Source organism: Bradyrhizobium tunisiense (genome assembly GCF_042263385.1).
GTDB lineage: Bacteria > Pseudomonadota > Alphaproteobacteria > Rhizobiales > Xanthobacteraceae > Bradyrhizobium > Bradyrhizobium tunisiense.
In genome coordinates this window covers 1,000,743-1,022,451 of sequence record NZ_JBHLEV010000003.1, presented here as the reverse complement: position 1 = coordinate 1,022,451, position 21,709 = coordinate 1,000,743, and the positions used below count along the sequence as shown (strand labels likewise).

Below are 21,709 nucleotides of genomic sequence, written 5' to 3'. Positions count from 1 at the left end.
TCGGCCTATTTCCGCCCTGACGGCGGCGTTGCCATCGCCGCCGCCGGCTCGGGCGGGGTCAGGTGACGGGGGACGATGAGGGTTTGCCCCGGCGTAAGCGGTGCATTTTCTGCGAGCGAGTTGCTCTGCGCGAGCGTCCACAGCGGCACGCGATTGGCGGCGGCGATGCTTTCCATGGTGTCGCCCTTGCGCACCGGCACTCGTACACCGGAGTCCCACAATTCGACCAACGTATCGGCCGGCACAAGATAGCGCAGCGGCACCGCGTCGGCCTGCGTTTGCGGCGGAATGCGCGGCAGCTTCGTCACCATCTCGACGATCTGGCGATGGATGTCGTCGGATTTCTCGATGTTGATGTGCGAGACGCGCGCGTTCTGCTTCAGGTCGTAGCTCGCGTAATGGCCGCGAAAGCCGGGGACCGCAACGACGTCGCCGCCGCCGAGCACGCTGTCGGACAGGAAGATGTTGATGAAGCGCTCGACATTGAGCGGCACGTCGCCGGTCGCATGCGCGGGATCGATGGCGATGACGAGGCTGATCGGGATGTTCTCCTTGGCCGCCATCTCGGAGATGATGATCGAGCACAGCCCACCCATGGAGTGGCCGATCAGCACGATCGGCGCGGGGCTTTCCTTGTAGCTGGCGATGGCGCGGTCGCCGATGAACCGGCAGATAGTGAACTCATAGACATTGGCCGAGAAGCCGGCCTTCGTCAGCTTCTCTTCGAGTCGATCCATGCCGGTCGAGAAAATCGGGCCCATGGCGCCGCGGAACAGGTAGATTTTTGGCGGCGCCAGCGGCTCGAAAGGCGGAGGCGGCGGCGCGGCAGGCACGGCCGCGGTGGGCTTGGATTTGGCGGGTGAGGCAGCGGCTACGCCGGGGCCCAAGGCGAGCAGTGCAACGGCTGCCAGCGCGACTAGTCGCCTCAGATCAATCATCAGTCCAGCAGTCCCACCACGGAGCCAATGGCCCCCTCCGGGGCTTAGTGACCACCGATTGGGTGGATTTTGGGGCACGGAACCGACTGCCTTTCCCGGCAGCCCGCCAACCCGCTGCCCATCGCGGCATATCACGGACTTTGCGACGATCGGCCTCAGGCCGGTCCCGAGGCTAGAGCGGCAGAATCCGATTCAACAGTTCGAGCAGCGTACGTTGCTCGGCCTCGCTGAGCGAGGCCAGCATCCTTTCATTATAGGGCTGAGTCAGCCTTACTCCCTCGGCAATGAGCTTTGCGCCCTTTGGCGTGAGCATCAATTCCACCGCGCGGCGATCGGACTTCGAACGGCTGCGCTTGATCAAGCCGGTCGATTCGAGCTCGTTCAGGATCTTGATCAGGTTCGGCAGGCGGAGGCGGAGCACGCTGGCGATGCTGCTCGGGGGAACGCCGGGATTGTCCCGAATGATCGCGAAGATCGCATAGGTGGCGGGCGTCAGACCCAATGCCGCGAATTCCTCGTAGAAGCCTTCGAAGAACTTCAGCTGCGCGAGCCGCAGCATGAAGCCTGGCGTCCGCTGCAGCGCGCGCAGGTTCAGCGACGTCTCCGGCGACTGCGCGGACTTGGCTCCGGGTCTTACTGCTTTCGCGCTCATGATCCTCAATCCGCGGCGGCCGGAAGACGGCCGAATTGACACTCCCAAAAATAGCTATAAAATATAACTATTATACAGCGGCACCAAGACCGCCCATGGGAGGGAGACAATGAACAGCAAATTCCTGCACAAATTATGCATAGTGGCGGCGATGATGACGGCTGCACCGGCGTTCGCCCAGGACGCGGTGAAGATCGGCATCCTGAACGACCAATCGGGTCCGTTCGCCAGCTATCAGGGCATCGGCTCGGTCGTCGCCGCCAAAATGGCGGTTGAAGACTATGGCGGAAAGGCCGCCGGCAAGCCGGTCGAGGTCGTCGCAGCCGACCATCAGAACAAGACCGATATCGGCATCGGCATCGCCCGGCGCTGGTACGAGAACGAGGGTGTCGATGCGATCTTCGACCTTCCGAACTCGTCGATCGCGCTTGCGGTGGCCGGCATGAGCGCCGAGAAGAACAAGGTCTTCGTCGGATCGGGCGCCGGAACGGTGCTGTTGACCGGCGAGAAATGCACGCCGAACACCGTGCACTGGACCTACGACACCTATGCCTATGGGCGTGGTCTCGGCAAGGCGATCGTGCAGCAGGGCGGCAAGAAATGGTTCTTCATCACCGCCGACTACGCCTTCGGCCATGATCTTGAGAAGCAGGCCGCGGAGGCCGTGAAGGCGTCCGGCGGCGAGGTGCTCGGCAACGTGCGGCATCCGCTGGGAACGGCTGATTACGCCTCGTTCCTGCTCCAGGCCCAGGCGTCGGGCGCGAACGTCATCGGTTTCGCCAATGCCGGCGACGATACCATCACCTCGATGAAGCAGGCCGCCGAGTTCGGGCTGACCAAGGACCGCAAGCTGGTCGGATTGATCCTCGGCATGAACGGCCTGCCCGCACTCGGCCTGAAGTTTGCGCAAGGCGCTCAGATCATGAACCCGTTCTACTGGGATCTGAACGACGGCACGCGGGCTTTCGCCAAACGCTTCGCCGAACGCATTCCCTCGAAGGCCTATCCAAACGACATGCAGGCCGGCGTCTATGCTTCGGTCATTCACTATCTCAAGGCCGTCGACAAGGTCGGCGGCGCCAAGGACGGCAAGGCGGTGGTCGCGGCGATGAAGGCGTTGCCGACTGACGACCCCCTGTTCGGCAAGGGCTACATTCGCAAGGACGGACGCAAGATCCACCCGCTCTACCTCTTGCAGGTCAAGGCTCCGGACGAATCCACGTCGACCTGGGATATGCTGAAGGTCGTCGCTACGATCAAGGGCGAGGACGCGTTCCGCTCCGAGGGCGACGGTCAGTGCCCGCTGGCGAAGCAATAGCCGCCGGGAGCTGACCATGAGCGGCATTGCATCCATCCCCCTCGACCCGTTCGCACCTGACTTCCTGATGGAGCCTTATCCTGCTTATGAGGAGCTGCGTGCGCTCGGGCCCGTATTCACGCTGGAGCGTTACGGCGTGTGGGCCATGGCAGGCTATGGCGAGGTCGAAGCGGCCCTGAAGGACTGGAAGACCTTCATCAGTGGCGAAGGCGTCGGGCTCCACGGGATGAACCCGGCGTTGCCAAAGCCGCTCACGCTGCAGATCGACCCGCCGGACCACGACAAGGGCCGGCGGGTGCTCGGCCGCACGCTGTCTCCGGGCGTCGCAAGGAGGCTGCGCGAGACGTTTCAGAAGGAAGCGGAGAAGAAGGTTTCGGAGCTGATCGACAAAGGCACGTTCGATGCCGTGAGCGATCTTGCCGAGGCCTATCCGATGAAGGTGTTTCCGGATGCGATCGGCATCCGGCCCGACGGTCGCGAGAAGCTGCTGGCCTGGAGCACCTTCGTGTTCGACAGCTTCGGCCCTGAGAACGAGATCCAGGCCGGCTCGCGCAAGGCGGGCCTCGCGGCGCAGAGCTGGATCATGGATTGTTGCGCGCGAGATGCGTTACAGCCCGACAGTCTCGGCATGATGATCTACCAGGCGGCCGACGACGGCGAGATCACCGAACACGAGGCGACGCATCTGGTGCGGCCGTTCCTCACGGCGGGGATCGACACCACGGTCAACGGCATCGGCAACACCCTGCTCGCGCTGGCCACCCATCCGGATGAATATCGCAAGCTGCACCACAAGCCGGAGCTGGCGCGCAACGCTTTCGAGGAAGGCCTGCGTTACGATTCACCGATACAGACGTTCTTTCGCACCACCTCGCGCGACGTGAAGATCGGCGGCGGCGTCATCCCGGCGCATCGCAAGGTGCTGCTGTTCATGGCCTCGGCCAACCGCGATCCCGCACGCTGGGACAAGCCGGACTGCTTCGAGGTGGAACGGACCGCGACCGGCCACGTCGGTTTCGGCGCAGGCATCCACGCCTGCGTAGGTCAGATGATCGCGCGCCTGGAAGGCGAATTGATCTTCAGCGAGTTCGCAAGGCGCGTTAAGACCATCGAGCTTACGGCGGAGCCGAAGCGCAGGCTCAACAATTCGCTCCGCGGGCTGGAGAGCATGCCCGTGCGAGTGACGGCGGCCTAATTCCGTGTCGAGGCCGCTGCCGCCGAGTGCGCCTGCTGCGGCGCGCCGCGGACGGCGACCGGAGCTGCCGGAGCGCGCGAGCGCATGATCGCGGCGTTGATCTCGGCAATAACGCGGCGCTGGATCGCCTCGTTCTTGTCGATCGAGACGTGGCCGACGCCGGTGCCGCGCACGTCGACATTGTCGAGCTTGCCGCGCAGGCCCGCCGCAGCGCGCACCGGCTCACCCGGACCGTCGCCGATATAGATGTTGATGTAGCGCTCGGCGCCGGTCGAGAGCTTGGTCTTGAACACGGAGTCGAGGCCGATGGCGAGCTTCACGGGTACGCCGAGCTGGTTGAGCTTGGCGATCATGTCGGGCAGCGCGGTCGCACCGGAGGAATGGCCGACCAGGACGATGGTCTTGAGCCGGCCTGCCCTGTAGGCGGCCGCAGCTTCATCGGCGAGCGAGGACCAGGAGACGAAGTTGGCGACGGTCACCGGGACGCCCTGCGCCTGGAGCCGGGCACCGATGGTGTCGAGCCCGAGCGAGAAGATGTTGAGTACCCCGCGAAGCAGATAGACATGCGTGGTCGCCGCCGCGGCCTGGCTGGGCGCAGCCTTGGCAGTGGTCGGGTTGATGGCAATTGCTGACAGCAGGAGCAGGCACGTCGCCCACACCCGGAGGGCTGACAACTGGTTGGCGCCAGCGGTGTGACGGCCGTTCGGTCTCATCGATCTATTCCTTGGGGACAATGCGCTTTGCGATTGGCCGGAATCGTAGCCACGGCCTGCTCGCAGACGCAACAAAGAGGCACGTGAACGGCCAATCTTACCCACAACCCGTGACCATCGCGCAACACCTGCCCGAAACCTGCCACCGAAGGGCCTGTTTTGAGACCATTTTTCTCCGGGCAATTGCGGCCTGGCAAAGGCATTCCTATCTCAGGGCTCCGCTGACCGCCCATCCGGCAGGTTCCAGCCTCCCTCCCCAGCTTTTGCCCTCAGCCTTACGGCCATCCATGTCCTCCATCATCTCCGTCGCCAATTTGTCGAAGACCTATGGGTCCGGCTTCAAGGCGCTCAAGAACGTCAATCTCGACATCAAGCGCGGCGAGATCTTCGCGCTGCTCGGCCCGAACGGCGCCGGCAAGACCACGCTGATCTCGATCATCTGCGGCATCGCCAATCCCAGCGAAGGGCGCGTCCTCGTCGGCGGCGAGAACATCCAGACCTCCTACCGCAAGGCCCGCTCGCTGATCGGCCTCGTGCCGCAGGAATTGCACACCGACGCCTTCGAAAGCGTATGGGCCACCGTGAGCTTCTCCCGCGGCCTGTTCGGCAAGCCGAAGAATCCCGCCCATATCGAGAAGGTGCTGAAAGACCTCTCGCTCTGGGACAAGAAGGACAACAAGATCATTACGCTCTCCGGCGGCATGAAGCGCCGCGTGATGATCGCGAAAGCGCTGTCGCACGAGCCGCAGATCCTGTTTCTGGACGAGCCCACCGCCGGTGTCGACGTCGAGCTGCGCAAGGGCATGTGGGAGGTGGTGCGCGGTCTGCAGCAATCCGGCGTCACCATCATCCTCACCACGCATTACATCGAGGAAGCCGAGGAGATGGCCGACCGCATTGGCGTCATCAACAAGGGCGAGATCGTGCTGATCGAGGACAAGTCGACCTTGATGCAGAAGCTCGGCAAGAAACGGCTGACGCTGCATCTGCAGGGCAAGCTCGACGCGCTGCCGGAGAGCCTCGGCCATTACGAGCTCGAGCTCTGCGATAAAGGCACAACGCTGGTCTACGATTACGACACCAAGGGCGAGCGCACGGGCATCACCAGCCTGCTCGGCGATCTCCGCACCGCCGGTATCCGCTTCAATGATCTCGACACGACGCAATCGTCGCTCGAGGACATCTTCGTCGATCTCGTGAGGACGTCATGAACCACCGCGCCATCCGCGCCATCTATCTGTTCGAAATGGCGCGCACCTGGCGCACGCTGCTGCAAAGCATCGTGTCGCCGGTGGTTTCCACTTCGCTCTATTTCGTGGTGTTCGGCGCCGCGATCGGCTCGCGCATCAGCGAGGTCGAGGGCGTCAGCTACGGCACCTTCATCGTGCCGGGCCTGATCATGCTCTCGGTGCTGACCCAGAGCATCGCCAACGCCTCGTTCGGCATCTACTTTCCGAAATTCACCGGCACGATCTACGAGATCCTGTCGGCACCGATCTCCTATTTCGAGATCGTGCTCGGCTATGTCGGCGCCGCCGCGACCAAATCGATCATCTTGGGCCTCATCATCCTGGCAACGGCCGGGCTTTTCGTTCCACTGCACATCCAGCATCCGGTCTGGATGCTGACCTTCCTGGTGCTGACGGCGGTGACGTTCAGCCTGTTCGGTTTCATCATCGGCATCTGGGCCGACGGATTCGAAAAGCTGCAGATGATCCCGATGCTGGTGGTGACGCCGCTGACCTTCCTCGGCGGAAGCTTCTATTCCATCGACATGCTGCCGCCCACCTGGCGCACGGTGGCGCTGCTCAACCCGGTCGTCTATCTGATCTCCGGCTTCCGCTGGAGCTTCTATGAGATCGCGGATGTCAGCGTATCCGTCAGCATCGGCATGACTGTGGCGTTCCTGGTGATCTGCCTGGTCGTGATCTGGTGGATTTTTAGGACCGGTTATCGGCTGAAGAACTGAGTTGTCATTCCGGGGCGCCCGAAGGGCGAGCCCGGAATCCATTCATCCATTATCTCTGCCGCCCGATGGATTCCGGGCTCGCGCTACGCGCGCCCCGGAATGACGGCACGAGCTCACCTATAGCAGTGGAAGCGATGGTACCCGTCATAATAACCGCGACAGCGGTGACGATAATGACGGTGGGGAATGCCGAGCACCCCCTCGACGGCGCCAACGGCGCCGCCGACACCGGCACCGACGACACCGCCAACTGCGCCGCCCACGGGACCCGCGATACGGTTGCCCTCATAGGAGCCTTCCTGGGCGCCGCGCACGATACCTTGGGCGTGGCCGGCTTGCGGTAGCGACAACAGCGCGAGCAGAATGGCGGCGGCCGCGAAAAGCAGGCGGACAGGCAAACCGGCCGGCAAGGCGGCGACACGGGCTTTGTTCATCTTCGGTCCCAAAAGGCTGAAAGGAATAACCGACGGCGGGCGCCGCCTGTCGAGAGCTGCGATCAACGCGCGGTGCGGCGGAATGGTTGCGCCTTTGTGACGAATTGTCGGCGTCGTGAACGCACGTTCGGCTCGCGAAAATGTCAGCGCCGCCGCCAGCCACGCGGCACAAAGCGGCCTTGCTTACGCCCGCCGCCGCGTTAACGATGGGTGGCCAGGCCGCTGGAACGAAAGCCGGATTGCAGGCATATTGCACGCCGGGGGACGGAGAGCCGCGGCGCTAGCATGAACAGGCCGGAGGCCAGTAGTCCGATGCGTTCGTTTTTGATTGCTTTCACATCCCTGATGCTTTTGAGCGCTGGCGCCGCGCAGGCCAAGGTCGAGATCACCGTCGACAAGGACAATCAGCAGATGACCGTCGCCGTCGACGGCGTCGCGCGCTATCGCTGGCCGGTCTCGACCGGCCTCCCCTCGCGCGAGACGCCGAACGGCGCCTTCCGCGCCTTCCGCATGGAAGAGGACCACTACTCCAAGGAATTCGACGACGCGCCGATGCCGCACGCGATCTTCTTCACCAAGGTCGGGCACGCCATCCACGGCACGGACTCGGTCGGCCGGCTCGGCTCACCCGCCTCCCACGGCTGCGTGCGGCTGTCGCGCCAGAATGCCTCGACGCTCTATGCGCTGGTGCAGCAGCAGGGCGTGCTCAACACCACGGTAACGCTGACCGGCTCGGCGCAGGTGGCGCTCGCCCGCAATCCACGCGGCCGCGCCAGCACTGCGGTGGCGCGGGCTCCGCAGCAGCCCACTGAGGAGCAATATGCCACGACAGGCGATCCGGTGAACCTGACGCCGCCGGCACAGCCCGCCCGTCGCTACATGCCGCAGGACGACAACTACATCTATCCCGCCGACGGCAGCGATACCGGCGCACGCTATCCGGCACCGCGTTCGGCCGGCCGCCCGCTCTATGACGCCCAGATGTATCAGCAGCAGCCGCGGCCCTATTACGACCAGAGCTATGGCCAGCAGGACTACTACCATCAGCCACAACCCCGACAGCTTTACCAGCCGCGCGGCTATTACTACCAGAATTGATACGGCCCGCGGCCGTCGCTATCGACTGCCCTCGCCGACCAGCACGAACGATAGATGTCCCTTCGAGGCACCATGCCATCACGTGCCGCGACCACTCTGACTGTGTTGTTGGTCCTGATAGCGGGACGAGCCATGGGCTTCGATCTCGAAGCGCATCGCGGCGGTCGGGCGCTGCTGCCGGAAAACACCCTGCCGGCCTTCGCCAACGCGCTGTCGATGGGCGTGGACACGCTGGAGCTCGACGCCGGCGTCACCGCAGACGGCGAAGTCGTCATCTCGCATGACCGCAGGCTCAATCCCGATCTCACGCGCGATGCGGGCGGCGCCTACATCGTGCCGCCCGGCGCGCCCTTCGTGAAGCTGCGTCTCGACGAGGTCAGGACCTATGACGTCGGTCAGATCCGGCCGGACAGCGCCTACGCCAAACAATTCCCCGACCAGCGCGCCGCGCCGGGAGCACGCATTCCCACCTTGCGCGAGCTGTTCGCGCTGGCGCGCAAGTCCGGCAACACGCGCGTGCGCTTCAACATCGAAACCAAGATCGATCCGAACCGCCCGGATGAATCCCTTACCCCGCAGCCTTTTGTCACCAGCCTGCTGGATTTGATCGAAGCTGAAGGATTTTCCGACCGCGTCATGATCCAGTCATTCGACTGGCGAACGTTGCAGCTCGTGCAGCAGAAGGCGCCGAAGATGCCGACGGCATACCTCACGCTCCAGCGCGGCACAGCCACAGTGGCTCTGGACAAGGCCACCAGCTGGACGGCGGGTTTCAATCCGGCCGATCATGGCGGCTCGCTGCCGCGCACCATCAAGGCCGCGGGCGGCGCAGTGTGGTCGCCTCATTTCGGCGACGTGACGGCGGCGCTGATCTCGGAGGCCCACGAACTCGGATTGCGCGTGGTGGTTTGGACGGTCAACAAGCCCGACGACATGGCGCGCATGATCGAGCTTGGCGTCGACGGCATCATCTCGGACCGGCCGGACCTGTTGCGGCAGGTCGCCGGTGAGAAGGGAATTGCGTTGCCGGCGGGAACGCCGGTGGCACCGTAAGGCGGTCTCGCGTCCCGGACGCGGTGCGGCGTGCAACGCTGCTCCGCAAAGCCGGGACCCAGAACGCCGCGCCATGGACCCAGTATCTGCAGCGCATCATTTCGTCCTGCGCAGCGCCCGGGGCACGGGATGCATTCGGGCTTCCCTACTCCCCGTCCCGATAACGCCGGTACAGCGCGCCCAGGATGTTGGAATAGTCGTCGCTCCAGACCCGCACCCTGTCGTCGGCCTCGGTCTGCTCCCACGACTTGTTGGAGGCGAGCCTGCCGATATCAGCCTCCTCCCTTGCGGAGATGACGACGTCGGTCGAGAAAATGTAGTCACCATCGCGCCCCGAATCCTCGTTGAAGACCCAGCTCTTGAGGTCGTTTGAATCGGCGATGCCGACCACGACGGTCTCGAGATCGAGATGCCGGTTGGAGACGTGCATCAGCACCGCGCCGTGCGGGGCCAGCTTGTCCTTGTAGATCTTCATCGCCTCCTTGGTCGCAAGATGGATCGGGATCGCATCGGACGAGTAGGCGTCGACGATGATGAGGTCGTAGGCACCGTCGGGCTCCTTGGCGAAGGTCAGCCGCGCATCGCCGATCACCGGCTTCATGTCGGGCATGCAGCTCGAGATGTAGCGGAAATTCCTGGGGTTGCGCGCCGCGTCCACCATGGATTGGTCGATCTCGAAGAACTTCCAGTCTTCGCCGTGCTCGACAGCACAAGCGAGCGTGCCCGAGCCGACGCCGATCGCGGCGACCTTCAGCGGCGCGCCCTTGCGCTCGCGGATGGCGGTGACGGCCTGACCAATGCCGCCGTCCTTGTGGTAATAGGTGATCGGCTCGGGCCGGCCGGTGACCTGAGTGCCGTCATTGTTGCGGAAGCGTTCGGCGCCATGAATGGTGGTGCCGTGCATCAGCACGTGGAAATAGCCACCGGGCGTCTCCACGATCTTGTGCACGCCGAAGAAACTTCGCACCGTGGTGACGCGCCCTTCGTCCGCCGGATAGATTCGGATCAGCGCCAGCGCGAGTGCGACGGTCGCAAAGATTTTCCAGCGACCGGCATTGAGCACCAGCGCGAGCAGCGCAGCGAGTGCGCCGACGAAGCCGGCGATCCAGACGCGGTGGTCCTCGAACCACGTTGAAAGATCGCCTGTCATGATAGAGGGCGCAACGAGCCCCACTGCGAGCGCGGCGAGTGCCAGCCAATACCATTTGACGATACCGGCGAGACGTTCGTTCGCGGGCGGCCGGCACAGCGCTGCGAGCGCGATCAGGATCGGATATTCGGCGATCCAGGAGAAGGTGAATGGCGCAACCAGGCCGGCAAAGAGACCGCCGACCATGCCGCCGAACGACAGCGCCACATAGAAGCCGGTGAGATATTTGGCGGCCGGCCGCGTCCGCGCCAGCTCGCCATGGCAGGCCATGGCGATGACGAAGAAGCACAATTGATGGCCGCCGAGCGTGAGCAGCAGGTTCTGCTCGCCGCCATAGGCCAGCAGGACAACCACGCCCGCGATCGCGACCGGCTGGAGCATCAACATCCATTTGTGCGGCAACAGCGGACGCGACTGGAACACGACCACCCAGGTGAGCAGGTACAGCGACAGCGGCAGCACCCACAGAAGCGGCGCCGCCGCGACGTCGGTCGAGATGTGCGCCGTCACCGCGATGAGCAGGCCGGACGGCACCGCAGCCAGGAAGATCCAGCGCAGCCGCATCAGCAGAGCGGGCGCCGGCGCATTCACCTCCTCGGTTCGCGCGTCGACCTCGGCCAATTTCGGCGAACGCAACAGCAACGCGCCGCAGGCAGCGATCAGCAGGATCAGGAGGCCATAGCCGGCAGTCCAGAACCGGTTCTGCGTGTGCAGCGTGAAGATCGGCTCCAGCAGGAACGGATAGGACAACAGCGCAAGGAAGCTGCCGATGTTGGAGGAGGCATAGAGGAAGTACGGATCGTGCGCGGCGGGATGGCCGGTGCGGACGAACCAGGCCTGCAGCAGCGGATTGTTGGCGGCGAGCGCAAAGAACGGCAAGCCGATCGAAACCACGAACAGGCCGAGCAGCCAGAGCGCATAGCCCGAAGCGGGAGGCTCGCCATAGGCGGAGGCGATGCCGAGCGGCAGCGTGACGAACGCCGCGATCAGCAGCACCAGATGCACTGCGACCGGAACGATGCGGTTTCTGACCTGCATCAACAGATGAGCATAGGCGTAGCCCGCCAGCAGCAGCGACTGGAAGAACACCATCGCCACCGACCAGACCGCCGGCGAGCCGCCGAGCCGCGGCAGCACCATCTTCGTGAACAGCGGCTGCACGGAGAACAGCAGCAGCGCGCTGACGAAGATCGCCGCGGTGTAGACCGTCAGCAGCAGCCGGTTGCGCGACGAAGACGGCTGCTCCGTGGCGGCGGGTTGCACGATCGAATCCATGAGCGCTCCGGCGAACAATTCTCCGGCGGGCGCCGGACGCGCGCAATGGAGCATAAGGCGCCTGAACGGGCAATAAAGGGGCGCGTGATGTTGCCGCGAGAAATGCCTGATATACAGATGTCGTTCCGGGGCACCTCGAGGAGGCAAACCCGGAACCTCAAGATTTCCGGGCTCGATGCCGCGCATCGCCCCGGAAGGACGCCAGGGACATCATGAACGAAACCGACGTCGTCATCATCGGCGCTGGCCATAACGGCCTCACTTGCGCGGCCTATCTCGCGATGGCGGGCCTGCGCGTGCGCGTGGTCGAGCGCCGCAAGGTGGTCGGCGGTGCCGCGGTCACGGAGGAGTTTCACCCGGGATTCCGCAATTCGGTCGCAGCCTACACGGTAAGCCTGCTCAATCCGCAGGTGATCCGTGACCTCAAGCTCACTGAACAGGGCCTGCGGATCGTCGAACGGCGCGCCCAGAATTTCTTGCCCGCACCTGACGGCAGCTATCTTCTCACCGGCGAGGGACGGACGAAGGCATCGGTCGCGCGGCTGAGCACGCATGACGCGGCTGCGCTCGACGGGTTTTCGCGCGAGCTTGAAGACATCTCCGACGTGCTCAGGCAGTTCGTGCTCCGCGCGCCACCGAACCTCGTCGACGGCTTTGGCACGGCGGCGTTGCGCGAAGGCGTCAACGCCTGGACGACCGCCAATATCCTGCGCGGCCTGACGCTGGAGCAGAGCCGCAGCCTGCTCGATCTCTTCACCCGCTCCGCCGGCGAGATGCTGGACGAGCGCTTCGAGCATGATCTGGTCAAGGCGCTGTTCGGCTTCGACGCCATCGTCGGCAACTATGCCAGTCCCTACGCGGCCGGCTCGGCCTATGTGATGCTGCATCACGCCTTCGGCGAGGTGAACGGCAAGAAGGGTGTTTGGGGCCACGCCATCGGCGGCATGGGCGCGATCACGCAGGCGATGGCGCGCGCGGCACGCGATCGTGGCGTCGTGATCGACACCGACGCGGGCGTCCGCGAGATCATCGTCGAGCGCGACCGCGCCGCCGGAATCGTGCTGGAGAACGGCGAGACGATCCGCGCGAAATATGTCGCGGCCAACGTCAATCCAAAGCTGCTCTACACGCATTTGGTCGCGGCCGAGGCCCTGCCTGCGGACTTCCTCGCGCGCATCCGGCACTGGAAGAACGGCTCCGGCACCTTCCGCATGAACGTGGCGCTGGACCGCCTGCCCTCCTTCACGGCGCTGCCGGGCGAAGGCGATCATCTCTCATCCGGCATCATCCTGGCGCCGAGCCTTCCCTACATGGACCGCGCCTATCTCGATGCCCGCGCGCAGGGCTGGAGCCGCGAGCCCGTGGTCGAGATGCTGATCCCCTCGACGCTCGACGACACGCTGGCGCCCGCGGGAAAGCACGTCGCGAGCCTGTTCTGCCAGCACGTCGCGCCGGACCTTCCGGATGGAAAGTCGTGGGACGACCATCGCGACGAGGTCGCCGATCTCATGATCGCGACGGTGGATCAATACGCGCCGGGTTTTGCGGGAAGCGTGCGCGGCCGCCAGATCCTGTCCCCGCTCGATCTCGAACGGCAGTTCGGGCTTCTCGGCGGCGACATCTTCCACGGCGCGCTGAGCTTGAACCAGTTGTTCTCGGCGCGGCCGATGCTGGGCCATGCGGATTATCGCGGGCCGTTGAGGGGCCTCTACCATTGCGGCTCCGGCGCCCATCCCGGCGGCGGCGTCACCGGCGCTCCGGGCCATAACGCGGCGCAGGTGATCCTGAGGGATCACCGGTCGCTGTTCGGAAGCCGTGGATAGGTCTGTGGATAGGGTGTGGACGGGCTGTTGAACGGCCTGTGGACAGACCGAGGATGGCTTGGGCGAGAACGTTGGGACGAACTGAGGAAAGTCGGTGGAAATCGGTGGGCCATTGGCGGGAAAAGCCGGTGGATAACGTCCCGGCAAGCTGCGGACAATCTGTGAATATCGAAAGCGCTCGCCAGAAACGACCTCGCCCGCCAGGGGAATTCCCCTCGCGGGCGGTGATCAGGAATAGCCTCGGAAGAAAAGCAGCCCCGCTGGGAAATGGAGGCGGAAATTACTTCAAGGAGGTGCTAATCGAAGTGAACTTCTCGTTCATGGTGGTGCCCAGGTTGTTCACCACGGTGATGATCGCCAGGGCGATGCCCGCCGCAATCAGACCGTATTCGATCGCCGTTGCACCGGACTCATCCGACCAGAACTTCTGAATCATGCTCTTCAAGGTTAGCCTCCGTTTCAACTAAAAGATGCGATGACTTAATTTGACACTCGGAAATGTACGGGACACAGCCTTCGCCCGAGTTAACCGGGGAACCGCAAGTTATGCGGTAAATCGGGAACAAAAGTTCCCAAAATTAAACTCAATGGAACCCTGATGCAGCCTTCTCCGACCCATCGCGCCAGCTTTTCCATAGGCAGCGAGGCCGACGCCAGGCGTGTCGTCGACGTGCTCACCGAGGTGTTTTTCGAGAGCGATGCGGCGGTCGCCGCCTTCGAGAGGCCGGACGGGCAATGGGACGTCACGCTTCATTTCGCCGAGGCGCCCGACCAGGCGCTCCTGCGAGAACTCGTTGTAAATTCGGCAGGAAATGCGGTCGCCGACACCCTTATCTTTGACACGATGGAAGCCAAGGACTGGGTCAAGGCCAGCCTGGAAGACCTCGTCCCAGTGCCGGCCGGGCGCTTCGTCGTGCACGGCAGCCACGACCGCGACCGCGTGGCGCCGAACAAGCTCGGGATTGAGATCGAGGCGGCACTCGCCTTCGGCACCGGCCACCATGGCACCACCCGCGGCTGTTTACTGCTGCTTGACCATGTCCTGAAGAGTTCCCGTCCGCGGAACCTCCTCGACCTCGGCACCGGCACGGGCGTGCTGGCCATCGCCGCGGCGAAAGCGCTGCACCGCCACGTGCTCGCCTCCGACATCGACCCGCCATCGGTACGGGTGGCGAGCGAAAACGCCCGGCTGAACGAAGTGGGCAATCATGTGCGGGTGATCCGCGCCACCGGCTTCGCCGCGCCGGATTTTGGAAAGGCCGGCCCATTCGACCTGGTGCTGGCCAACATCCTTGCCAACCCGCTCAGGCAATTGGCGGGCCCGATGGCGCGGCATCTTGCGCCCGGCGGACGCGTCATCCTCTCCGGCCTGCTGACGCACCAGGCGCCCGCCGTGATCGCCGCCTACCGCGCGCGCGGCCTCGTGCCGTTGAAGCATCTGCGGATCGAGGGATGGAGCAGCCTGTTGCTGCGGAAGATAGGATAACCGCGTCTCCACGCCCGGGATCGTCGGGAGACCTGGGCCCCCTCACCCGGACCGCATCTTTACGATGCGATCCGACCTCTCGCCGCAAGCGGGGCGAGGTGAGCAAACACCGCCGCTACTCTGCCGGCTTCTCGTCCTGGCGCACGGCGTGCTCGTCTTGCAACGTCCGCCTTGCGCGGCGCACGGCGATGCGGTCGATCACCTGACTGATGACGCTGCGCGGCTTCTTCGGTACCGCCGCGGTCGGCGCTCGGCGCACCGGCGGCGAAATCTTCTCGAACGTGAATGCTGGCATCGTGTGTCCCCTCGTCGTTGAGATGAACCACCTGCTCGAATTTCCCTGTTATCCGGACAAAGCGCGACTGCCGCATCCTTACTCCACTCGACTCGAGTGGAACCATTTCAAGCACGGTCCATGCCAGATGCGACGTAAATGCGCCCAGATTGCGGACTCGTCCCCATGATCCTAAAGTGATCCACCATGTTCGAAGCACACTTCCAGACATTCGAGGAGCCGGAGGCCGGCGTCGCATTGACCGCACGGCTGGCCGCCCTTCGCGAAGAACTCGCCCGTCGCAAGCTAACCGGCTTCGTCGTTCCGCGCGCCGATCAGCAGCAGAACGAATATGTGCCGCCGTCGGAAGAGCGGCTGGCCTGGCTGACCGGGTTCACGGGCTCGGCAGGATTCGCGGTTGTTCTGACCCAGGAAGCCGCATTGTTCGTCGACGGCCGCTACACGCTTCAGGCCGCCAAGCAGGTCGACGCAAAGGCCTGGGCCGTGGAATCGCTGATCGACCCGCCACCCGAGAGCTGGGTCTCGACGCATCTGAAAGCCGGCGACCGCCTTGGATTTGATCCGTGGCTGCACACTTTTGCGGCAGCCGAACGCCTGTCGGCCGCGTGCGCCAGGGCTGGCGCCGAGCTGGTTGCCGTCGACAGCAATCCAATCGACGCGATCTGGCAGGATCGTCCGCAGCCGCCGCTCGCCCCCGTCGTCGTGCACGGACTACAAAATGCCGGCGTCACTGAAGCCGAGAAGCTGACGCAGATCAGAGGCGAGATCGCCAAGCTCGGCGTCGACGCGCTGGTTTTGTCCGACAGCCACGCGGTCGCCTGGACCTTCAACATCCGCGGCGCCGACGTCGCCCATACCCCGCTGCCGCTGTCCTACGCGCTGGTGCCGAAAGACGGACGCCCCACCATCTTCATCGACCATCGCAAGCTCTCCAACCTCACGCGCGACCATCTCGAGCAGGCCGCCGACGTGCGCGAGCCCGACGCGATGGCGCCGACGCTGATGGCGCTGGCCAAGAGCGGCGGATCGATCGCGCTCGACAGCGCCACCGCGGCCGACGCACTCAACCGGCTGATCGCGGGCGCCGGCGGCAAGCCCGTGCGCGGCAGCGATCCGATTGCCCTGCTCAAGGCGGTCAAGAACCCGACCGAGATCAAGGGTACCAAGACGGCCCATGTGCGCGACGCCGTTGCATTGGCGCGCTTCCTCGCATGGATCGATCGCGAGGCCCCAAGCGGCAAGCTCACCGAGATCGACGCGGTCGAGGCGCTGGAAACGTTTCGCCGCGACACCGGCGCGCTGAAGGACGTGTCGTTTCCGACCATCTCCGGCACCGGCCCGAACGGCGCCATCGTGCACTACCGCGTCACGCGCAAGAGCAACCGGCGGATCGCGGCCGGCGACCTGCTGCTGATCGATTCCGGTGCGCAGTACGAAGACGGCACCACCGACGTCACGCGCACCATGGCTGTGGGCAAGCCGACGGACGAGATGCGCGACCGCTTCACCCGCGTGCTGCGCGGCCATATTGCGATCGCCCGCGCGATCTTCCCGGACGGCACCACGGGCGCGCAGCTCGATACGCTGGCACGGCAATATCTCTGGGCCGCCGGCGTCGATTTCGAGCACGGCACCGGCCATGGCGTCGGCAGCTATCTCTCGGTGCACGAAGGCCCGGCGCGGATCTCGAAGCTCGGGACCACGCCGCTGAAACGCGGCATGATCCTCTCCAACGAGCCCGGCTACTACAAGACCGACGGCTTCGGCATCCGCATCGAAAATCTCGAGCTGGTCGTCGCCGCCGACATCGAGGGCGCGGAGAAATCGATGAACGCGTTCGAGACGCTGACCCTGGCACCGATCGACCGCCGGTTGATCGATGCCGCAATGCTGAGCAGGGATGAGCTTGTCTGGCTCAATGCGTATCATGCGCGCGTAAGAGCCGAAGTCGGGCCGGCGCTCGATGAGGCGACCAAGGCATGGCTCGGTCAAGCGACGGCCGAGCTCGAGGGTTAAGGTCCCTGCCTCGGAGCGCGCATAGCACTACGCGATTTGCGCAAGGCTTCTCCGACACGACTGTCATCCTCCGCGAAAGCGGGGCATCCAGCATTGTCGCGCCGTCAGCATAACCGTCCCGAAATCCGTATAGCCGCATTCCGAAACGCCGATATCGGTCTTGCGCGAGCAGGCTACAGTCGGATTTGAATTTAACGATACGGACAAATATGCACGGCATCATCAGCAAGCCGCCGAAAGCGGCAACCAACCTTGCGACCTCGCGCGTGGTGTTGCTGCTGCTCGTCGTCATGACCGGGATCGCGCCGATTTCGCTCTACATCCTGGTTCCGGCTCTGCCCGTGCTGGCGACGAACTTCGGCAGCGACATCTCGATCGCGCAGATGACGGTGTCGCTCTACATGGTCGGCATCGCGCTGTCGCAACTCGTCATGGGACCGTTGTCGGACAAGTTCGGCCGGCGCCCTGTGCTGCTCGGCGGCCTTGCGCTGATGGTCGCGGCGAGCATCGCCTGCATCTTCGCCGAAACCCTGCCGCAACTGATCGCAGCGCGTTTCTTCCAGGCGCTCGGCGGCGCCTCCGGCATGGTGGTGAGCCGCGCCATCATCCGCGACATCTACGAGCGCGACCGCGTCGCCTCCATGATCAGCCTCGTGGTCGCAGCGCTCATGATCGGCCAGATGGTCTCGCCGCTCACCGGCGGCCTGATCGAGACAGCGTTCGGCTGGCGCGCGATCTTCTACGCCATCACCGCCGCCGCGATCATTGTCGCCGTCGGCATTGCGCTGGCGCTGCCCGAAACGCGGCGCAGCCGCGCCGCCGGCAGCGGCTTCCGTGGCGACATCGGCATCCTGATTCGCAACCGCGCCTTCGTCGGCTATGTGATGTGCCAGGTGCTGGCCTCGCAGATCATCTTCACGTTCGCCGGCGGCGGCCCCTACATCGTCGTGACGCAGATGGGCCGGACCAGCGCCGAATACGGCGCCTGGTTTGCGACCTCGGGCTTTGCGTTTCTGGTCGGCAATCTGCTCTGCGTGCGCTTTGCGCCGCGGCACTCGCTGGCAAAGCTGATCTGGTTCGGGCTCGCGCTCCAGCTCGCCGGCAGTCTGTTGAACCTGCTGTGGAGTTTTACCGGCTGGAACGAAGCGCCCGCCTGGCTCTTCGGCACGCAGATGATCGTGATGGTCGGCAATGCCTTCGTGATGGCGAATTCCGCGGCCGGCGCGATCAGCATCCGCCCCGAAGCCGCCGGCACCGCATCGGGCGCCATGGGCTTTCTGCAACAGGGGATCGGCGCGCTGATGTCGCAATTCGGCGCCTATCTCGGCGGACACTCCGCAACGACGCTGCCGCTCACCGCCGCGGTGCTGGCGATCTCGCTGCTCTGTGCCTGCATGATGTTCTTCGTCGTTCCCCGACGCGAGGTGACGGTGAGCGAGACGCTGATCAAGCAGGCGGAAGAGGAAGAGAGCGGGATGATGTGAGGGGTGGCTATGCGCGTGCCCAAATCTCGCTGTCATGCTCCGGCTTGACCGGGGCATCCAGCACGCCGCGGCGCGAGTAACAACAGCGAAATCTCCAACGCGGATCTCTGGAATACTGGATCGTCCGGTCAAGCCGGACGATGACGGCGGAGTGTTTGACGCAAAGCGCGACCCCTCACTCCCCGATCAGCTTCAGCCACTCGTCCTCGGTCAGCACCTGGACGCCGTGCTTGTTGGCCTCGGTGAGCTTCGAGCCGGCGCCCGGGCCGGCCACCACGAGATCGGTCTTCTTCGACACCGAACCGGACACCTTTGCTCCTAAACGCTCTGCCGTCGCCTTGGCCTCGTCACGCGTCATCTTCTCCAGCGATCCCGTGAACACCACGGTCTTGCCGGCAACGGCCGAGTTGCTCTTCGGCTTCTCGGCGTCGACGATCTCGACCTCGCTGGTCAGCCGCTCGACGATGCCGCGATTGTGGCTCTCGCCGAAATAATCGGCGATGCTCTTGATCACGGTATCGCCGATCTGGTCGAGCGCGTCCATGTCCGCCATGGCCTCCTCGTCGCCCTTGGCGACTTTGAGGCAGGCGTCGTGGAAGGCATCCCAGGAGCCGTAGCCGCGGGCGAGCGCGAGCGCAGTGGTTTCGCCGACATGGCGCATGCCGAGCGCATAGATGAAGCGCTCGAGCGCGATATTGCGACGGCTCTCGATGGCAGCGAACAGATTGCGCACCGAAGTCGCGCCATAGCCCTCGACCTCCTCGAGCTTGAGCTTGGAGTTGCGCTTCTCCAGCGTGAAGATGTCGGCGGGCTCCTTGACCCATCCCTCGTCGAAGAAATACTGCAGCTGCTTCTCGCCAAGACCGTCGATATCGAAGGCGCGGCGTGACACGAACAGCTTGAGGTGCTCGATCTTCTGGTAGGGACAGGCGAACTCGCCGGTGCAGCGGGCGCGCGAGCCCTCCTCGCCCGCCGCCGTCTCCTCGCGCGTGACGTCGGTGTGGAGCGGGCATGGGCACTTCTTTGGAAAGTGGAATTCCCTGGCCGTCTTCGGCCGCTTGTCGAGCACGACGTCGACCACCTGCGGGATGACGTCGCCGGCGCGCTGGATCACGACGGTGTCGCCGATTCGGATATCGCGGCCCTCGCGCAGCACCTCGCCCTTGTTGCCGATGCCCTTGATGTAGTCCTCGTTGTGCAGCGTGACGTTCTGCACGATCACGCCGCCGACGCCGACCGGTTCGAGCTTGCCGACCGGCGTGAACGAGCCGGTGCGACCGACCTGGATCTCGATGTCGCGCAGCACCGTCATGGCGCGCTCGGCCGGGAATTTGTGCGCGATGCCCCAGCGCGGCGTGCGCGAGACGAATCCGAGTCGCTCCTGCCAGTCGATGCGATCAACCTTGTAGACGACGCCGTCGATGTCGTAGTCGAGCTCCGCGCGCTCCTCCTCGATGCTCTGGTGGAACGCGATCAACTCCTCGACGGAGTGGCACAGCTTGGTCAGCGGGTTGGTCTTGAAGCCGCAGCGCTCGAACCAGCCGATCATGCCGCTCTGCGTCTCTTCCGGCATCGCGCTCATCTCGCCCCAGGCATAGGCGAAGAAGCCAAGCGGACGCGAAGCGGTGATGGTCGGGTCCTTCTGCCGCAGCGAGCCCGCCGCCGAATTGCGTGGATTGGCGAAGATGGTATCGCCCGCCGCCTTCTGCCGCTCGTTGAGCGCCAAGAAGGCCTTCTTGGTCATATAGACCTCGCCGCGGACCTCGCAGATGTCAGGGACGTTGCGTCCCTTCAGTTTCTGCGGCACGTCTTCGAGAGTGCGGATGTTTGCGGTGACGTCCTCGCCGACCGCACCGTCGCCGCGCGTCGCCGCGGTGACGAGCTCGCCGCCCTCATAGCGTAGCGACATCGAAAGGCCGTCGATCTTCGGCTCCGCGGAGAAATTGACCTCGTCGTCGCCGAGCTTCAGGAAGCGCACGATGCGGCCGACGAAGTCGCGCACGTCCTCTTCGGCAAAGGCGTTGTCGAGCGACAGCATCGGAACGGAATGCCGGACCTTCTTGAAGCGCCCGGACGGTGCCGCGCCGACCTTCTGCGAGGGCGAGTCCGCCGTGACGAATTCCGGAAAGCGCTTCTCGATGGCGTTGAAGCGCTGTCGCAGCGCGTCATAGTCGGCGTCGGTGACGGTGGGCGCATCCTCCTGATAGTAGCGCTCGTTGTGCCCCTCGATCTCGAGCGCGAGCCGCATGTGTTCGACCTTGGCCTGCGCCTTGGTGAGGTCGGCGACGTCGCGCGGCGGTGTTGCTTTGGATTTTGCTGCTCTTGCCATCATGCTTAAGGTTCTAGCTCATCGTTCCGGGATGGTCCGAAGGACCAGACCCGGAACCTCGAGATTCCGGGTTCGCACTTCGTGCGCCCCGGAATGACGGTTGGGGGGAGAGACCATGGCATACTGTGTCTATATCCTAGCAAGCCGGCGCGACGGAGCAATCTATGTCGGCATCACCAATAACCTTGTGCGCCGCGTCTACGAGCATCGAATCAAGGCCGTCTCAGGCTTCACGGCGAAATACAACATCACGCAGCTAGTTTGGTTCGAGGTCTACGACGATCCGATCTCAGCAATCTCACGCGAGAAAGAACTCAAGAAGTGGAAGCGGGCCTGGAAAATCCAGCTGATCGAGAAGGACAATCGAAACTGGGATGATCTGTACGAGTCGATCTGCAATTGAGAGAGCCATTCCGGGATGGTTCGAAGGACCAGACCCGGAATCTCTAGATTCCGGGTTCGATGCTTTGCATCGCCCCGG

Annotated in this window: 19 protein-coding genes; 11 read left to right on the top strand and 8 right to left on the bottom strand. The window is 64.2% G+C overall.

The annotated features are described in order from the left end of the window. Window positions 1–5: 5 nt before the first annotated feature. Entirely contained in the window at window positions 6–938 is a 933-nt protein-coding gene (locus ACFDR6_RS18185; protein WP_375859053.1) for a LysM peptidoglycan-binding domain-containing protein, read from the bottom strand. Window positions 939–1,110: 172 nt separating this feature from the next. After that, window positions 1,111–1,590, bottom strand: coding sequence for a MarR family winged helix-turn-helix transcriptional regulator (locus ACFDR6_RS18180; protein ID WP_375859052.1), 480 nt, complete (start codon window positions 1,588–1,590; stop codon window positions 1,111–1,113). A gap of 109 nt (window positions 1,591–1,699) precedes the next feature. Here ACFDR6_RS18180 and ACFDR6_RS18175 point away from each other — a divergent pair, with 109 nt between their 5' ends. Continuing rightward, window positions 1,700–2,908: an ABC transporter substrate-binding protein gene (locus tag ACFDR6_RS18175; protein ID WP_375859051.1), complete on the top strand. Its 1,209-nt coding sequence runs from the start codon at window positions 1,700–1,702 to the stop codon at window positions 2,906–2,908. A gap of 16 nt (window positions 2,909–2,924) precedes the next feature. Continuing rightward, window positions 2,925–4,103 (top strand): cytochrome P450, encoded by a 1,179-nt coding sequence (locus tag ACFDR6_RS18170; RefSeq protein WP_375859050.1) that lies wholly within the window; start codon window positions 2,925–2,927, stop codon window positions 4,101–4,103. Here ACFDR6_RS18170 and ACFDR6_RS18165 read toward each other — a convergent pair. Then, window positions 4,100–4,816 carry a hypothetical protein gene (locus tag ACFDR6_RS18165; RefSeq protein WP_375859049.1) on the bottom strand — a complete coding sequence of 239 codons (717 nt, stop codon included), beginning with the start codon at window positions 4,814–4,816 and terminating at the stop codon, window positions 4,100–4,102. The two genes, ACFDR6_RS18170 and ACFDR6_RS18165, sit on opposite strands and share 4 nt — an antisense overlap. A 287-nt stretch (window positions 4,817–5,103) precedes the next feature. Between ACFDR6_RS18165 and ACFDR6_RS18160 the strand changes: the two genes are divergently transcribed. Continuing rightward, a complete protein-coding gene (locus ACFDR6_RS18160; RefSeq protein ID WP_212080630.1) occupies window positions 5,104–6,027 on the top strand; it encodes an ABC transporter ATP-binding protein in 924 nt (307 codons plus the stop codon). After that, the gene (locus ACFDR6_RS18155) at window positions 6,024–6,785 is read left to right on the top strand and encodes an ABC transporter permease (protein ID WP_212080629.1); all 762 of its coding nucleotides are present in this window, start codon (window positions 6,024–6,026) and stop codon (window positions 6,783–6,785) included. The genes ACFDR6_RS18160 and ACFDR6_RS18155 overlap by 4 nt, the downstream gene beginning before the upstream one ends. 113 nt (window positions 6,786–6,898) lie before the next feature. Here ACFDR6_RS18155 and ACFDR6_RS18150 read toward each other — a convergent pair whose 3' ends face one another. Next, on the bottom strand, window positions 6,899–7,219 hold the full coding sequence (locus ACFDR6_RS18150; protein ID WP_212080628.1) for a hypothetical protein: 321 nt from the start codon (window positions 7,217–7,219) through the stop codon (window positions 6,899–6,901). Window positions 7,220–7,504: 285 nt separating this feature from the next. Between ACFDR6_RS18150 and ACFDR6_RS18145 the strand changes: the two genes are divergently transcribed. Continuing rightward, window positions 7,505–8,317: a L,D-transpeptidase gene (locus ACFDR6_RS18145; protein ID WP_375859047.1), complete on the top strand. Its 813-nt coding sequence runs from the start codon at window positions 7,505–7,507 to the stop codon at window positions 8,315–8,317. Window positions 8,318–8,389: 72 nt separating this feature from the next. Next, entirely contained in the window at window positions 8,390–9,370 is a 981-nt protein-coding gene (locus ACFDR6_RS18140) for a glycerophosphodiester phosphodiesterase (protein ID WP_375859046.1), read from the top strand. Window positions 9,371–9,515: 145 nt separating this feature from the next. Here the strand turns inward: ACFDR6_RS18140 and ACFDR6_RS18135 are convergent, their stop codons facing one another. Then, complete coding sequence (locus ACFDR6_RS18135) at window positions 9,516–11,795, bottom strand: fused MFS/spermidine synthase (RefSeq protein WP_317242541.1); 2,280 nt, start codon at window positions 11,793–11,795, stop codon at window positions 9,516–9,518. A gap of 212 nt (window positions 11,796–12,007) precedes the next feature. Here ACFDR6_RS18135 and ACFDR6_RS18130 point away from each other — a divergent pair, with 212 nt between their 5' ends. Then, a complete protein-coding gene (locus ACFDR6_RS18130) occupies window positions 12,008–13,618 on the top strand; it encodes a phytoene desaturase family protein (RefSeq protein WP_212080624.1) in 1,611 nt (536 codons plus the stop codon). A gap of 280 nt (window positions 13,619–13,898) precedes the next feature. On the opposite strand, the gene ACFDR6_RS18125 is transcribed toward ACFDR6_RS18130, so the two are convergent. Further along, entirely contained in the window at window positions 13,899–14,054 is a 156-nt protein-coding gene (locus tag ACFDR6_RS18125; protein ID WP_375847607.1) for a Flp family type IVb pilin, read from the bottom strand. 162 nt (window positions 14,055–14,216) lie between these two features. Between ACFDR6_RS18125 and ACFDR6_RS18120 the strand changes: the two genes are divergently transcribed. Further along, a complete protein-coding gene (locus ACFDR6_RS18120) occupies window positions 14,217–15,104 on the top strand; it encodes a 50S ribosomal protein L11 methyltransferase (protein WP_375859045.1) in 888 nt (295 codons plus the stop codon). A 115-nt stretch (window positions 15,105–15,219) separates the two neighbouring features. Here ACFDR6_RS18120 and ACFDR6_RS18115 read toward each other — a convergent pair whose 3' ends face one another. Then, window positions 15,220–15,399 (bottom strand): hypothetical protein, encoded by a 180-nt coding sequence (locus ACFDR6_RS18115; RefSeq protein WP_212080621.1) that lies wholly within the window; start codon window positions 15,397–15,399, stop codon window positions 15,220–15,222. Between the two features lie 186 nt (window positions 15,400–15,585). Between ACFDR6_RS18115 and ACFDR6_RS18110 the strand changes: the two genes are divergently transcribed. Both ACFDR6_RS18110 and ACFDR6_RS18105 read left to right on the top strand, forming a co-directional pair. Beyond that, the gene (locus ACFDR6_RS18110; protein ID WP_375859044.1) at window positions 15,586–17,415 is read left to right on the top strand and encodes an aminopeptidase P family protein; all 1,830 of its coding nucleotides are present in this window, start codon (window positions 15,586–15,588) and stop codon (window positions 17,413–17,415) included. A 209-nt stretch (window positions 17,416–17,624) separates the two neighbouring features. Further along, the gene (locus ACFDR6_RS18105; protein ID WP_212080619.1) at window positions 17,625–18,899 is read left to right on the top strand and encodes a multidrug effflux MFS transporter; all 1,275 of its coding nucleotides are present in this window, start codon (window positions 17,625–17,627) and stop codon (window positions 18,897–18,899) included. A 175-nt stretch (window positions 18,900–19,074) separates the two neighbouring features. Here the strand turns inward: ACFDR6_RS18105 and ligA are convergent, their stop codons facing one another. Then, a complete protein-coding gene (ligA, locus tag ACFDR6_RS18100) occupies window positions 19,075–21,228 on the bottom strand; it encodes an NAD-dependent DNA ligase LigA (protein ID WP_375859132.1) in 2,154 nt (717 codons plus the stop codon). 115 nt (window positions 21,229–21,343) lie between these two features. On the opposite strand from ligA, the gene ACFDR6_RS18095 reads away from it, so the two are divergent. Then, on the top strand, window positions 21,344–21,631 hold the full coding sequence (locus ACFDR6_RS18095; RefSeq protein WP_375859043.1) for a GIY-YIG nuclease family protein: 288 nt from the start codon (window positions 21,344–21,346) through the stop codon (window positions 21,629–21,631). The last annotated feature ends 78 nt before the right edge of the window (window positions 21,632–21,709 follow it).